This window comes from Microvirga sp. TS319, from assembly GCF_041276405.1.
Classification (GTDB): domain Bacteria; phylum Pseudomonadota; class Alphaproteobacteria; order Rhizobiales; family Beijerinckiaceae; genus Microvirga.
In genome coordinates, this window is record NZ_JBGGGT010000002.1 from 3,687,269 (window position 1) to 3,701,320 (window position 14,052).

Below are 14,052 nucleotides of genomic sequence, written 5' to 3' on the forward strand. Positions count from 1 at the left end.
ATCCTTGAGGGTTCCGTTCCTAACGCCGCCCGATATGGGATCACAGAGGCGAAATGCCGTGCTTCATGGCGGCGTAAAGAAGAACACCTCCGACGCAGGCGAGCAGCAGCAAGCCCAGCAGCAACGCGATCAGGAATCCGGAATCGAGGAAGATGCGAAAGTCCTTCGCGAGAGGGCTGCTCGGTTCAGGATCGAATGGCTCGTTCGTCACGGTTAATCTCGGGCGGTTGCGCGAAAGCGCGGGGACAACTGCGCCGGCTTCGCTGCGGTTCCGGCAGAGCGCCGCAGTGACAGACAGATCGCCAGTGATCAGGCCCCAGTTTCCTGCGGAGCCAGATGGCCGAAGGCCGAGACGACATTCTCATACACGCCGCGTTTGAAAGGAATGATCAGTTCCGGCAGCCGATGCATCTCTTCCCAGCGCCACTCGTCGAATTCGGGCTTGTGGTGTCCGCCGCCCGGCTGGGTAATGTTGATCTCGCTCTCCTCGCCTTCGAACCGGAAGGCAAACCATTTCTGCGTCTGCCCGCGATAGCGCCCTCGCCACGCGCGCCCTGCCACCATGGATGGCAAATCGTAGGAATACCAATCGGGCGCTTCGGCAAGCAGCCTCACGGAACGGACGCTGGTTTCCTCGTATAATTCACGTAAAGCGGCCTGATAAGGATCCTCACCAGGATCGATGCCGCCCTGGGGCATCTGCCATGCATAGCCGTCGGCGACCTGATCGCTTGTGTCGGAATGGCGCCGCCCGATGAAAACTTGGCCCTGCTTGTTGAGCAGCATGACGCCGACGCAGGAGCGGTATGGTAGCTCCTTCCTGCTCTGCGGGCTTTTGGCGTTTCTCATCAGACATTCACTCCCTTGCCTCGCCCCCAGGTTCGCCGATCATCTCAGTCATCGCCGGCTTGCGTCGATGGTTCCAAAGATCGAGCTGCAGAGTGCCGTTTCGGAAGAGTCTGCACAAGCCGTTCCGTGCGATTGTCAAAGCCTGAATGAAAAAGCCTGGCGTCCGTCGACGCCAGGCTCGATGGTCTTGTGATGCTGCCGAGCTCAGTTCGGAGTCGGCGCGGTGTTGTTGGCCGCGCCCTTGCGCACGCCGTGGAGCAGATCATAAGCCGCCAGGAGCTGCTTGTCCTTGGCCGGATCCGGCGGAACGTAAGCGGAGGAACCGCCGCGCTCTTCCTTCTCGCCGCCGTTCTGCAGGTGACCGCGCAGACCGGCTTCACCCTTGGTCTCATCCTTGCCCTTCAGATCGTCGGGCACGTCCTGCAGCACCTCGATGTCAGGATCGATGCCTTTGGCCTGAATCGAGCGACCCGACGGAGTGTAGTAGCGCGCCGTGGTCAGGCGCACCGCGCCGTTGCCGCCGAGCGGGATGATGGTCTGCACGGAGCCCTTGCCGAAAGAGCGGGTGCCGAGCACCGTCGCACGCTTGTGGTCCTGCAGGGCGCCGGCCACGATCTCAGATGCGGAAGCCGAGCCGCCGTTCACGAGCACGACGAGCGGCTTACCCTTGGTCAGGTCGCCGGCCTTGGCGCTGAAGCGCTGCGTATCCTCCGCGTTGCGGCTGCGGGTCGAGACGATCTCGCCGCGATCGAGGAAGGCGTCGGAGACCATGATCGCCTGATCGAGCAGACCGCCCGGGTTATTGCGCAGGTCGATGACGAAGCCTGACACCTTGTCGGCGCCGATATCCTGGGTGAGCTTCTCGATTCCCGAGCGCAGACCATCATAGGTCTGCTCGTTGAACTGCGTGATGCGCAGGACGCCGATATCGCCTTCGGCGCGGGCGCGCACCGGCCGGACCTTGATGGTCTCGCGGGTCAGCTTCACCTCGATCGGATCCTTCGATTCCTTACGCTGGATCTTCAGCGTCACCGAGGAATTGACCGGGCCGCGCATCTTGTCGACGGCTTGGTTCAGGTTGAGGCCCTGAACCTGGTCGCCGTCGATCTGGGTGATCACGTCGTTGGCCAGGATGCCGGCGCGGGACGCCGGCGTGTCGTCGATCGGCGTCACCACCTTCACGAGGCCGTCTTCCATCGTCACTTCGATGCCGAGACCGCCGAATTCACCGCGGGTCTGGACCTGCATGTCGCGGAAGCTCTTGGCATCCATGTAGCTCGAATGCGGATCGAGCGAGGTCAGCATGCCGTTGATGGCGGACTCGACGAGCTTCGATTCGTCGGGCTTCTCGACGTAATCCGTACGGACCTTCTCGAAGACGTCTCCGAAAAGGCTCAGCTGTCGGTAGGTATCGGCCGAGGCGGCAACTGCGCCCGAGGTCATCAGGCTTGTCTGCGACACCATGGTCGCGCCGCCTGCGCCGATAGCCACACCGAGAATCAATAGGGAGAGTTTGCGCATTATCCGCGAACCTTTTCGCTTTGCGATTTCGCCCACCAGGGACCTGGGTCGATCGAACCGCCGTCTTTCCTGAACTCAACATAGAGGACGGGGTTGTTCTTTTCTATGGCAGATCCTGTCAGACTCATGGCGGAGATATCCCCCATGGTCGCAACTGGCTCGCCAGCGAGCACGAATTGCCCGACGTCGACGTTGATTTGGTCCATACCGGCCAGAAGAACATAATATCCTCCGCCCGCATTGATGATCAAGAGGCGACCGTAAGACCGAAAGGGCCCGGCGAAGGCAACCCAGCCGTCCGCCGGTGATACGACAGCTGCCTTCGGACGAGTGGTGATCGAAATGCCGCGCGTCGTTCCGCCATAGCCGTCATCCGAACCGAAATTCGATGTCACGTCCCCGCTGACGGGCCTCGGGAGCAAGCCCTTCGCCTCCGAAAACGGGATCTTGGGCGCCAGCCGGGCCGGATCGCGGAAGGCAGCCTGGGCGAAACGCTCCTTCGCCTCGCGTTCCTGCGCCTCGGCCGCCTTGCGGGCCTCCTCGGCTGCCCTTTGGGCGCTGGCGATTTCAGCCTCCATCCGGTCGATCAACTCTTTGAGAGTTCCCGCCTGGCGGGCGAGTTCCGCCGCCTTGTCCCGCTCGGCCCCGTAATTGCGCTCCACCTGGGACATGCGGCTCTGACGGGCATCCATGAGAGCGGTCAGGCGCTGCTGCTCGCCGTTCAAAGTCCCCAGTTCCGCATCGAGAGTGGTGCGATCGATCGCGATCGCCTCCTTGAGGCGGACCAGCTCGGCAAGATCCGAGGCCAGAACCTCGGCTTCGGCCCTGAGTTCGGGCAGCACCGCCCCCAGCATGATGGAGGCCCGCACGGCCTCGAGCATGTCCTCCGGCCGTACCAGGACGGCGGGCGGCGGGCGGCGGCCCATGCGCTGGAGGGCCGCGAAGACTTCGACGATCACGCCGCGGCGGCTCTCCAGGGAGCGGCGAATGGCCGCTTCGGAGGCCCTCAGCGTCTGGAGGCGCTGCTCCAGCCCCCGAATCCGGTCCTCCGTCTCCCGAACCCGCCCCGCGGTTTCGATCAGAGTTGCATTGAGCTTGGCCCGGTCCGTCCTGATGGTCTCGATCTCGGCCGCGAGGCGCCTCTGGGCTTCGGCGCTCGCGTTCATGGCCTCTTCCAGGACTTTGAGGTCGTTCTGGCGCTTCCTTTTCTCCTCCTCGGTCTCCGGCGCGGCCTTCGAAGTGCTGGCCGCAGGCGCAGGCGCCTGCTGGGCCCGGACCGGGCCCAGGGCGGAGACCACCAGGCATGCGGCAAAGCCCAAGGCTTTGCAGGAGGAGGGATTCATGGGGCGGATCATTCGTCAGGAATCATCGTGACCGGCACGATGATAAGGGTGCCCGGCAATGATTGTCAGCGCCCTATAAACCTGCTCGGCCACGAGCGCTCGGACAATCTGGTGCGGCATCGTGAGCGCACCGAAGGAAACCACCAGTTCGGCCCGCCGGCGGATCTTGGGATCGAGTCCGTCGGGCCCTCCGATCACGCAGGCCACCCCGGCCCGGCCCTCGTCGCGCCACTGCCTGATTCGCTCGGCGAAAGCCTCGCTCGAAGGGCTTTTGCCGCGCTCGTCGAACACGATCAGCACGGAGGATCCGGCCTTTTCCAGGAGGGCGTCAGCTTCTTCCGCGCGGCGGTCGTCATCCCGGCGCGCCCGGCTCTCCGGCAACTCGACAATGTCGAGGCCGGCCAGACCCAAGGCCCGGCCCATGCCGTCCACCCTCTGCCTGTATCGCTCGACCAGCTCCCGTTCGGGGCCGCTCTTGAGACGGCCCACGGCCAGCAAGCTCAGTCGCAACGGTTCAAGCCTTCAGTTCAGCTCGCTCGGTCCTGAGGGCGATCGGCGCCCCACATCTTCTCGAGGTTGTAGAAGCCGCGCACCTCGGGACGGAAAATGTGGACGAGAATGTCACCGGCGTCGATGAGCACCCAATCGCAGGCAGGCAGGCCTTCCACGCGCGGGGTGCCGAACCCCTTGTCCTTGAGATCCTTGACCAGACGGTCGGCGATCGCACCCACGTGACGGTGGGAACGGCCCGACGTGACGATCATGGTATCAGCAAGGGAGGTCTTACCGGCCAAGTCGATTTCGACCGTGTTTTCGGCCTTCATGTCCTCGATGGAAGCGAGGACGGCGGCCCGGATGTCCTCATCCTGCGGAGCAGTCGCTCCGGAGAGAGGGGGAAGCGTATTCATATCCGCTTCGAGAGAGTTCAGTCGGTTCAGGTTCAAGCCCTTTCTAAGCAGCGCTCAGAGGGAGCGCCGATTCTTAAGATAAGATCGGATGCCCCGATCTTTCAACGTCCCCCGGAAGGAGAAGTTCGCCCCATTTGCCGCAGCAAGGTGGAGGACAGGTGTGAGCGGGGGCCGTGCAGAAAGACCCAGGCCGGCGGCCTGAGATCCGCCAGCGCCCGTGCCTTCTCCTCGGGGATGCGCCGTCCCGAAAGGACCGCCGCGCCGCGGGAGCGCATCGCCTTGAGGGTCCAGCCGGGGCGGTCGATGACCGCGATGGGCATCAGCTGAGCGATGCGCCGCCAGCCGCGCCATCGATGAAAGCCCGCCAGATTGTCCGCGCCCATGATCCACACGAACCGCACGCCCGGAAACCGTCGCCTGAGATAGGCCAAGGTATCGATCGTGTATCGTGCCCCGATATCCTCCTCGAAGGCAGTGACGTCGATGCGCGGGTCGTCCGCGACGTCCCTCGCCTGTGCGACCCGCATCCGGGTGGACGCCAGATCGCCGGTGTCCTTGAGGGGGTTTCCCGGGGTGACGATCCACCAGATGCGGTCGAGCCCGAGGCGCTTGAGCGCCATGAGGCTCACGTGTCGATGGCCGGCATGGGCGGGGTTGAACGAACCGCCATAGAGCCCGATCCGCATGCCGGAAGCGGCCGGCGGCATGCGGACGAGCCCCGACGGCATGAGACGGAAACGGGAGGGAGATGAAATCACGGACGCGTCTGACCCGAACCGTGAATACGATACTTGAACGACGTCAGCTGCTCCACGCCGACGGGACCGCGCGCATGCATGCGGCCCGTCGCGATGCCGATCTCGGCGCCGAACCCGAACTCGCCGCCATCGGCGAATTGCGTCGAGGCATTGTGGAGCACGATGGCCGAATCCACCTCCCTGAGGAAGCGCTCCGCCGCCGCCGCATCGTCCGTGACGATGGAGTCGGTGTGATGCGAGCCGTAGGTCTCGATATGCGCGATGGCCTCGTCCAACCCATCCACCACGCGCACGGAGATGACGGCATCGAGATATTCGGTGCGCCAATCCTCGTCCGTTGCAGGCGTCACGCGCGGATCGACGGCCTGCGTGGCCGTGTCGCCGCGCACGGCGCAGCCGGCATCCAGCAGCAGCAGCACGAGCGGCGTCACATGAGTGTCCGCGCAGGCGCGATCGACGAGCAGGGTCTCGGCCGAACCGCAGACGCCCGTCCGCCGCATCTTGGCGTTCAGCACGACCCTCTTGGCCATCTCCAGATCGGCCTTCCCATGCACGAACACATGGTTGAGACCTTCAAGATGCGCGAAGACCGGCACGCGCGCCTCCTCCTGAACCCGGGCCACGAGGCTCTTGCCCCCGCGCGGCACGATCACGTCGAGATTCCCGTCGAGGCCCGCCAGCATGGCCCCTACGGCGGCGCGGTCGCGCGTGGGAACGAGGCGAATGGCGTCGGCGGGCAGCCCTGCCTTTTCCAGGCCCTGGCTCATGGCGTCCGCGATGGAAAGCGCGCTGCGGAAGCTGTCGGAGCCGGTGCGCAGGATGGCGGCATTGCCCGCCTTGAGGCACAGGGCGCCCGCATCCGCCGTCACATTCGGGCGGCTCTCGAAGATCACGCCGATGACGCCGAGCGGCGTCGCGACGCGCTCGATCCTCAGGCCGTTGGGACGCTCGAACTGCGCCAGAAGGCGGCCGACGGGGTCGGGCAGTTCGGCGATACTCTCCACGGCGGCCGCGATGGCTTCGAGGCGCTCCGGGTTGAGGACGAGACGATCGATGAAGGCCGGCGTCTGCCCCTTGGCCCGGGCCTCGGCCAGATCCTCGGCATTGGCTGCAAGGATGGCGGATTCCCGCGCCCGAATGCTGGCCGCCATGGCGTGCAGGGCCGCATTCTTCTCGTCGTTCGAGGCCAGGGCGATGCTGCGGGCGGCCCGGCGGGCGCGGCGCCCGAGATCGGCCATGAGCGACGGGACGTCCGGATTTCCAACCGAAGCCGCACCTGATGTGTCGAGGTGTTCGACAAGCGGCTTCCCGCTCAAGGCTCGCGTATCGTCCATGTCCAAGTCCCAGCCCTCCAATCCGCGGAGGGAAACCTAGAGCCTATTGCATTCTGACGGGATCAGAATGCTTGCTCTATCTCTTTGATGAAGCATCGTTCGTCGCGAAGAACCGGGTCCACTTTTTCGCACGATGCGCCGGCACTATAAATCCTGGCACGGACCTTTCTACCCTACGACCTTAAAGATCAAGGACTTCCTTTCCTAGGACACCGGCTGCCCAGAGCCTGTTGAGAATCCTGAGCGCCGATCAGTCGCTGAGCGCCATGTCGTCCCGGTGAACCATCTCGGCGCGGCCGGCATAGCCGAGGATCGCCTCGATCTCGCGGCTCGGGCGACCGATGATGCGCGAGGCCTCCTCGGCGTCGTAGGCGACGAGGCCGCGTCCGAGGACACGGCTCTCGTCACGGATCGTGACCGCATCGCCCCGATGGAACGTGCCCTCGATGCGGCGGACGCCGACCGGAAGGAGACTTGCGCCGCCCTTCAGAGCGCGCGCCGCTCCCTCATCGACGATGATCGTCCCGCGTGGCTCGAGCGCGCCGGCGATCCACGTCTTGCGCGCGGTCGCGGGATTGGATGGCGAGAGAAACCAGGTGCAGAGCCCGCCCTCGGTGATGCGCTTCAAAGGATTTTTCGCGCGCCCGTCCGCGATGATCATGTGCGTGCCGCCGGACGTGGCGATCTTGCCCGCTTCGATCTTGGTGCGCATGCCTCCGCGCGACAGCTCGGACGCCGCGCCTCCCGCCATGGCTTCGATGGCCGGCGTGATTCGCTGGACGACGGGAATATGCTGCGCATCGGGATCGGATGCGGGCGGCGCCGTGTAGAGCCCGTCGATATCCGAGAAGAGCACCAGAAGATCCGCGCCGATCATGGTGGCCACGCGAGCCGCCAGACGATCGTTGTCGCCATAGCGAATCTCGGACGTCGCCACCGTATCGTTCTCGTTGATCACCGGGACGGCGCGTAGTTCGAGCAGCTTCAGCGTCGTCGCGCGCGCATTAAGATAGCGCCGCCGCTCCTCCGTGTCGGAGAGCGTCACCAGGATCTGGCCTGCGGTGATGCCGTGGTGCGCCAGAACCTCCGACCAGGTGCGCGCGAGTGCGATCTGGCCGACGGCCGCGGCTGCCTGGCTCTCCTCGAGCCTCAAGGGGCCGGACGGCAGCCCCAGAACCGTGCGTCCCATGGCGATCGCGCCGGAGGAGACGACGAGAACATCCGCGCCTTTGGCATGGAGGTCGGCGATATCCTCGGCGAGCGCTGCCAGCCATGCATGATTGAGGCGGCCCCGCGCGCGATCCACCAGGAGCGCAGAGCCGACTTTCAGAACGACGCGGCGAAACTGGCCGATCTGGGGGCTCACGGACGCCACTCTTCTTCGGTTGCGACGGTCTCTTCCTCCGCCTTCGCCTCGTCGATGACTGTCAAAAGCGCCTGCAGAACCTCCTGCACGCCCTGGCCCGACGCGGAGGACATCACGAGAGGCGTGCGCTTGCAGGCCTTCTTCAGAACCTTGAGCTGCTCTTTCAGCGTGTCCTCGTCCAGAGCATCGGCTTTCGAGAGCGCGACGATCTCCGGCTTATCGGCAAGCCCGTGGCCATAGGCCTCGATCTCGTGACGGACGGTCTTGTAGGCCTCGCCCGCATTCTCGCTCGTGCCTTCGACGAGATGCAGCAGCACACGGCAGCGTTCCACATGGCTCAAGAAACGGTCGCCGAGACCGACGCCCTCCGAGGCTCCCTCGATCAGGCCCGGGATGTCCGCCAGCACGAACTCTCGCCCGTGGACGCGCACGACCCCGAGGCCCGGATGGAGCGTGGTGAACGGATAATCGGCAATCTTGGGCTTCGCTGCGGTGACGGCGGCCAGAAAGGTCGACTTGCCGGCATTGGGCAATCCGACGAGACCGGCATCGGCAATCAGTTTCAGACGCAGGATGAGCGTGTGCTCCACGCCCTCCTGGCCCGGATTGGCCCGGCGCGGCGCACGGTTGGTGGAGGTGGTGAAATAGGCATTGCCGAAGCCGCCGTTGCCGCCTTTGGCGAGCAGCACGCGCTGGCCCACATGAGTCATGTCGGCAATGACGGTTTCCCCGTCCTCTTCCAGGATTTCCGTACCGGCCGGCACTTTCAGCACCACATCGGCGCCCTTGGCGCCGGCGCGGTTCTTGCCCATGCCGTGGCCGCCGGTCTTGGCCTTGAAATGCTGCTGATAGCGGTAGTCGATGAGCGTGTTGAGCCCCTCTACACACTCCGCCCATACGTCGCCGCCGCGGCCGCCGTCACCGCCGTCCGGCCCGCCGAATTCGATGAATTTTTCACGGCGGAACGACACGGCGCCGGCACCGCCATTGCCTGAGCGAATATAGATTTTGGCTTGGTCGAGAAATTTCATAACCCGTATCCTTTACGGGACAACATGCCCATGAGCAACGCACACGCACGGGCAACGCGGTCAAAAGAGAAGCGCTCCCGAAACCATTCGGGAGCGCTTCGGTTGGTTCAGAGTTCGCCTAGAGCATCGGACCCAAAAGTGGAATCCACTTTTGGGATCGGATCCGATGCTCCAGCCTAGAAGAGCGCATCGTTTGAGCGGAAAACCGGATCCACTTTTCCGCACGATGCGCTAACTCGCCAGCGAGATGGAGCGGTCCAGCTCCACCTCGACGCAAGCGGGCTCGGGAATGAAGCCCGTATGGCTCCAGGTCTTCAGGCTTTCCCAGGTCCGCCGGTCGAGACGGAAATGGTCGACCGGGTAGAAGCCGCACCGGGCCGGCAGCTCGGACAGCCCCGCGCCCTGATAGGCGAAGCCACACTTTTCCAGCACGCGCCGCGAGGCCGGATTGATCACCCGGGCACAGGCCGTGACCTCGCTCCCATCGCCATAAGCGAAGAAGGCGTCGATCAAGGCCCGGGCCGCTTCGGTGCCATAGCCTTGCCCCCAGGACGGAATGCCGAGCCAATAGCCGAGGTTGGGCTTGGCGGTCTCGGGATCGGCCGTGATGGCGACCATCCCGATGAGGCTGTTCGGCTTGCCTTTGGGGGTGATCGCCAGCTGCAGGCCCTCGCCATTCGCGTTGGACCGCCTCGCCTCGAAGATGAATCTCTCGGCTTGGCCCGGATGGTACGGATGCGGAATTCGAGCCGTCATGTCCGCGACAGGTTTCTCACCGGCAAGGCGTACGACGGCTTGTGCATCCGCAAGGCGAGGCCAGCGCAGCCACAGGCGGCGGGTCTCGAGACGGAAAACATCGTCACGGGTGAGGTCGGGAAACATGATCTTGCTCCGATCCGAATGGGCCTCCCTGGCCCGGAAAACACGAAGGGGAGGTGGACATCCCACCTCCCCTGTCGGTTCTTGGATCTGAGCTTGGCCTTTTGGGCCTATTTCGGAGCTTCGATCCGCCGGGTCGGTGTGATGCCGGCGGGAGCTCCTTCGTTTTGCTCTCGCCGTTTACTCTGCGGCCTCTTGGGCCGGGACGACCGATACGAAAGCTCGGCCTTGACGCGTAAGGAATCGGACTCGGCCATTGGCCGTGGCAAAGAGGGTATGATCCTTGCCCATGCCAACGTTCGTGCCCGCGTGCCATTTCGTGCCGCGCTGACGAATAATGATGTTGCCGGCGACGACCTGTTGATCGCCGAACTTCTTGACGCCGAGACGACGGCCTTCGGAATCGCGACCGTTGCGAGACGAACCGCCTGCTTTTTTGTGAGCCATGGGTCTACTCCCGTGTTCCTGTCAGTTGCCTTGCGCTTATTCAGCGGTGGCCGGCGCAGCGTCGTCCGCCGCAGCCTTGGTGGTCTTCTTGGCCGCAGCCTTCTTGGGCTTCGCGCCACCGGCAAGGATCTCGGTGATCCGCACCACGGTGTAATCCTGGCGATGCCCGCGCTTGCGGCGCGAATTCTGGCGACGGCGCTTCTTGAAGGAAATGACCTTCTCGCCGCGGGTGTGCTCCACCACCTCGCCTGCCACGGTCACGCCCTCGACGAGCGGGGCGCCCACCTGGGTCTCGCCTTCGTCGGTGACCATGAGAACCTGGTCGAACGTAATGGCGGTGCCCGGCTCGCCCGCGAGCGTGGCGACGGTGATGACGTCATTGGCGGCAACGCGATACTGCTTGCCGCCGGTCTTGATCACTGCGAACATCTTGATCCTCGTGTTCAAACCCAAATCTCACCGGGGTATCAGACCCGCTGGTTTGGCTTTTTGGCAGTTTCCGGCTTCGGTTCACGGCCGCTTGACACAGCCGCATGGATACAAGCAGGCACTCTGACCCGCTCATAGAGGATGTCTACCTACGGACGGCCCTGAGATTTGTCAATCAAAAACCTCTCAAAAACATTCATCAAGGTGCTTGAAGAGCCGCCAAGCCCATGATATCCACCCGGCCTCAACCAGCGGGGCTACGGCCCTTCGCACCCCGGAGAGGTGGCAGAGTGGTTGAATGCACCGCACTCGAAATGCGGCATACGGGCAACCGTATCGGGAGTTCGAATCTCCCCCTCTCCGCCATTATCACGCACTAAGTTGCTGAAATTCTTTTTAAGCTCCGAATTTTAGCTGGCAGGCCTCAAGAGCACCTGCGGCACTTCCATTCGTCGACTGAGCTGCAACCCGCGTGATTGAGTTCGCATTCCAGCACGCTGCCGTAGTCTAATTGCCCACGATCAAAGTGCGCCCTCTGCTTCATTGGCGCAGGAGCCGAGGTGAGCAGCGCGCAACAGATCCCGCAGGGGATCCTGTCAAAGCCAACCACATTCACTCGACTCTTTTTGGGTCCCTTCCGCTCTGGCACAAGGCAGCCGGCGAGCCGAGGGTGATTATTTCGATCACATGCGGGCGCCACGCCATTCGTCGCTGCGAAGCTCTGCTGCGCTTGTGCAACCGTTAGAGGAGGTGCCCTTCCTCCTGAAAACAAACGGGCCTCCGAAGAGGCCCGCCTCGTGCGCCGGCTGACCGCTCTTGGATCAGAAGTCCATGCCGCCCATGCCACCGCCCATGCCGCCCGGCATCGCGGGCGCGGTTTCCTTCTTAGGCAGCTCGGCCACCATGGCCTCGGTGGTGACGAGGAGGCCTGCCACGGAAGCGGCATCCTGCAGCGCCGTGCGAACAACCTTGGCCGGATCGACGATCCCGGCTTGAACCAAATCGACGAAGTCTTCCGTCTGGGCGTCGAAGCCGAACGTCTCGGACTGGGCGTTGTCGCTGATCTTGCCGACCACGATCGAGCCCTCAACTCCGGCGTTTTCGGCGATCTGGCGGATCGGAGCCTCAAGGGCGCGCAGGACGATGTTGATGCCCGCCTGAACGTCCGGGTTTTCGCTCTTCAATGTGGCGACCGCTCCTTTCGCGCGCAGCAGAGCCGTGCCTCCGCCAGGCACGATTCCCTCCTCGACCGCAGCCTTGGTGGCGTGCAGCGCGTCGTCGACACGGTCCTTCTTCTCCCTTACCTCGACTTCGGTCGCGCCGCCGACGCGGATCACCGCGACGCCGCCTGCGAGCTTCGCCAGGCGCTCCTGGAGCTTCTCACGGTCGTAGTCCGAGGTGGTCTCCTCGATCTGCGCCTTGATCTGGCCGACGCGGGCTTCGATGCCTTCCTTCTTGCCGGCGCCGTCGATGATCGTGGTGTTTTCCTTCTCCACCCGCACGGTCTTTGCCCGCCCCAGCATGTCCAACGTGACGGTCTCGAGCTTGATGCCGAGGTCTTCGGAGATCGTCTGACCGGCGGTCAAGACAGCGATATCCTCGAGCATGGCCTTGCGGCGGTCGCCGAAGCCCGGAGCCTTGACGGCGGCGATCTTCAGGCCGCCCCGCAGCTTGTTCACGACCAATGTCGCAAGCGCTTCACCCTCGATGTCCTCGGCGATGATGAGCAGCGGCTTGCCGGTCTGAACGACAGCCTCGAGGATCGGCAGCATGGCCTGGAGCGAGGAGAGCTTCTTCTCGTGGATGAGGATGTAGGGCTCCTCGAGCTCCGCGATCATCTTCTCGGCATTGGTGATGAAGTAGGGAGACAGGTAGCCGCGGTCGAACTGCATGCCTTCCACGATATCGAGCTCAGTGGCCGCCGTCTTGGCCTCTTCGACCGTGATCACGCCCTCGTTGCCGACCTTCTGCATGGCTTGGGCCAGCATGCGGCCGACCTCGGCATCGCCGTTGGCCGAGATGGTGCCGATCTGCGCGATCTCCTCCGACGAAGCAACCTTCTTGGCGCGGGCCTGGATGTCCTTGACGGCTGCGGCCACGGCCATGTCGATGCCGCGCTTGAGGTCCATCGGGTTCATGCCGGCGGCCACGGCCTTGGCGCCCTCGCGGACGATGGCCTGGGCCAGAACCGTCGCGGTCGTGGTGCCGTCCCCCGCCACGGTACTGGTCTTGCTCGCGACTTCGCGCACCATCTGGGCGCCCATGTTCTCGAATTTGTCGGCAAGCTCGATCTCCTTGGCGACGGTGACACCGTCCTTGGTGATACGCGGCGCGCCGAAGGACTTCTCGATCACGACGTTGCGGCCTTTGGGGCCGAGCGTCACCTTCACCGCATTGGCCAAGATATCGACGCCGCGCAGCATCTTCTCGCGGGCGCTTGCAGAAAATTTGACTTCCTTGGCAGCCATCATCGTTCCTCCTGTGCTGATTGTTGTCTGGACCGGTGCTCAAGCCGCCCTCGTGGAGGCAGCAGCCGGTTCGATCCGCACCTCGGTGCAGACCACGTGCCGAACAGAACGTGGGCGCCGGGGCCGCCGGCGACGACTTCGGCATCCATGCGGCGGACGGCGACTCGGTCGTGCAGCGGAAGAACGGTCATGGGTGCCTCCTCGCGTTGTTCTTGGATCGGGAGCACTTGTATTCGCCGGGCAGCATTGTTGGCACTCGATGTATGAGAGTGCTAATAGAAGATAATCATGCTGCCGGGAGGGCTGCAAGACCACCCTTAGGGATAGGTAGAGCACAAAACGAACCCGAACTGCAGGAACAACGTTGAACCTGCATAGGCTGCTTGGCCGTTCGGAGGTTCAGTGGTGTTGAGTTTTGAGGCCGTTGAAGAGGTCTGTGAAAGCACGCAGACGACGCTTGTCATCCACCCGGCAATTCGCCGCGCGATCAAAGGATACGAGGAAAGCTTCTATGTCGGATTGCGCTGCTACCTGGCGGGAGAGGCCGATGGCGCGTACTTCCTTCCCCTCCACGAGGGGGGCTATGTGCGCCTCGTTTTCTCGAAGCGGGTCTCGTCCGGAGGACACAAGCTCCTCAGAATCGATCCGCTGACCAAGGAGGGGCTGGCGCGGATCAAAGCCTCCCTGGACTGACCAGGTTTGGCGCAACGGCACGACAG

General features: G+C 63.9%; 15 protein-coding genes and 1 tRNA gene. 2 read left to right on the forward strand and 14 right to left on the reverse strand.

The window, feature by feature from the left end:
• Positions 1-40: 40 nt before the first annotated feature.
• From AB8841_RS26860 to rplU, 13 genes are all read right to left on the reverse strand, one after another.
• Positions 41-211 carry a hypothetical protein gene (locus AB8841_RS26860; RefSeq protein ID WP_370438791.1) on the reverse strand — a complete coding sequence of 57 codons (171 nt, stop codon included), beginning with the start codon at positions 209-211 and terminating at the stop codon, positions 41-43.
• Between the two features lie 98 nt (positions 212-309).
• A complete protein-coding gene (locus tag AB8841_RS26865) occupies positions 310-849 on the reverse strand; it encodes an RNA pyrophosphohydrolase (RefSeq protein WP_370438792.1) in 540 nt (179 codons plus the stop codon).
• Between the two features lie 204 nt (positions 850-1,053).
• A complete protein-coding gene (locus tag AB8841_RS26870; protein ID WP_370438793.1) occupies positions 1,054-2,370 on the reverse strand; it encodes a S41 family peptidase in 1,317 nt (438 codons plus the stop codon).
• Positions 2,370-3,713: a murein hydrolase activator EnvC gene (locus AB8841_RS26875; protein ID WP_370438794.1), complete on the reverse strand. Its 1,344-nt coding sequence runs from the start codon at positions 3,711-3,713 to the stop codon at positions 2,370-2,372. Before AB8841_RS26875 ends, AB8841_RS26870 begins: the two co-directional genes overlap by 1 nt.
• A 15-nt stretch (positions 3,714-3,728) precedes the next feature.
• Positions 3,729-4,223, reverse strand: a complete 495-nt coding sequence (rlmH, locus tag AB8841_RS26880) for a 23S rRNA (pseudouridine(1915)-N(3))-methyltransferase RlmH (protein WP_370438795.1) — start codon at positions 4,221-4,223, stop codon at positions 3,729-3,731.
• Positions 4,224-4,240: 17 nt separating this feature from the next.
• A complete protein-coding gene (gene rsfS / locus AB8841_RS26885) occupies positions 4,241-4,621 on the reverse strand; it encodes a ribosome silencing factor (RefSeq protein WP_370438796.1) in 381 nt (126 codons plus the stop codon).
• 101 nt (positions 4,622-4,722) lie between these two features.
• Entirely contained in the window at positions 4,723-5,349 is a 627-nt protein-coding gene (locus tag AB8841_RS26890) for a nicotinate-nucleotide adenylyltransferase (protein ID WP_370439381.1), read from the reverse strand.
• A 26-nt stretch (positions 5,350-5,375) separates the two neighbouring features.
• The gene (locus AB8841_RS26895) at positions 5,376-6,617 is read right to left on the reverse strand and encodes a glutamate-5-semialdehyde dehydrogenase (protein WP_370439382.1); all 1,242 of its coding nucleotides are present in this window, start codon (positions 6,615-6,617) and stop codon (positions 5,376-5,378) included.
• A gap of 346 nt (positions 6,618-6,963) precedes the next feature.
• Complete coding sequence (gene proB, locus AB8841_RS26900; RefSeq protein WP_370438797.1) at positions 6,964-8,079, reverse strand: glutamate 5-kinase; 1,116 nt, start codon at positions 8,077-8,079, stop codon at positions 6,964-6,966.
• Positions 8,076-9,110: a GTPase ObgE gene (gene obgE, locus AB8841_RS26905; protein ID WP_370438798.1), complete on the reverse strand. Its 1,035-nt coding sequence runs from the start codon at positions 9,108-9,110 to the stop codon at positions 8,076-8,078. Before obgE ends, proB begins: the two co-directional genes overlap by 4 nt.
• Before the next feature lie 231 nt (positions 9,111-9,341).
• Positions 9,342-9,992 carry a GNAT family N-acetyltransferase gene (locus AB8841_RS26910; RefSeq protein ID WP_370438799.1) on the reverse strand — a complete coding sequence of 217 codons (651 nt, stop codon included), beginning with the start codon at positions 9,990-9,992 and terminating at the stop codon, positions 9,342-9,344.
• Positions 9,993-10,169: 177 nt separating this feature from the next.
• A complete protein-coding gene (gene rpmA / locus AB8841_RS26915; protein ID WP_370438800.1) occupies positions 10,170-10,436 on the reverse strand; it encodes a 50S ribosomal protein L27 in 267 nt (88 codons plus the stop codon).
• 36 nt (positions 10,437-10,472) lie between these two features.
• Positions 10,473-10,865: a 50S ribosomal protein L21 gene (gene rplU, locus AB8841_RS26920; protein WP_370438801.1), complete on the reverse strand. Its 393-nt coding sequence runs from the start codon at positions 10,863-10,865 to the stop codon at positions 10,473-10,475.
• A gap of 276 nt (positions 10,866-11,141) precedes the next feature.
• On the opposite strand from rplU, the gene AB8841_RS26925 reads away from it, so the two are divergent.
• A tRNA-Ser gene (locus tag AB8841_RS26925) sits at positions 11,142-11,231 on the forward strand.
• Between the two features lie 455 nt (positions 11,232-11,686).
• Here AB8841_RS26925 and groL read toward each other — a convergent pair.
• Positions 11,687-13,333 (reverse strand): chaperonin GroEL, encoded by a 1,647-nt coding sequence (gene groL, locus AB8841_RS26930; protein WP_370439383.1) that lies wholly within the window; start codon positions 13,331-13,333, stop codon positions 11,687-11,689.
• A gap of 402 nt (positions 13,334-13,735) precedes the next feature.
• On the opposite strand from groL, the gene AB8841_RS26935 reads away from it, so the two are divergent.
• Positions 13,736-14,026 (forward strand): hypothetical protein, encoded by a 291-nt coding sequence (locus tag AB8841_RS26935; protein WP_370438802.1) that lies wholly within the window; start codon positions 13,736-13,738, stop codon positions 14,024-14,026.
• Positions 14,027-14,052 lie beyond the last annotated feature (26 nt).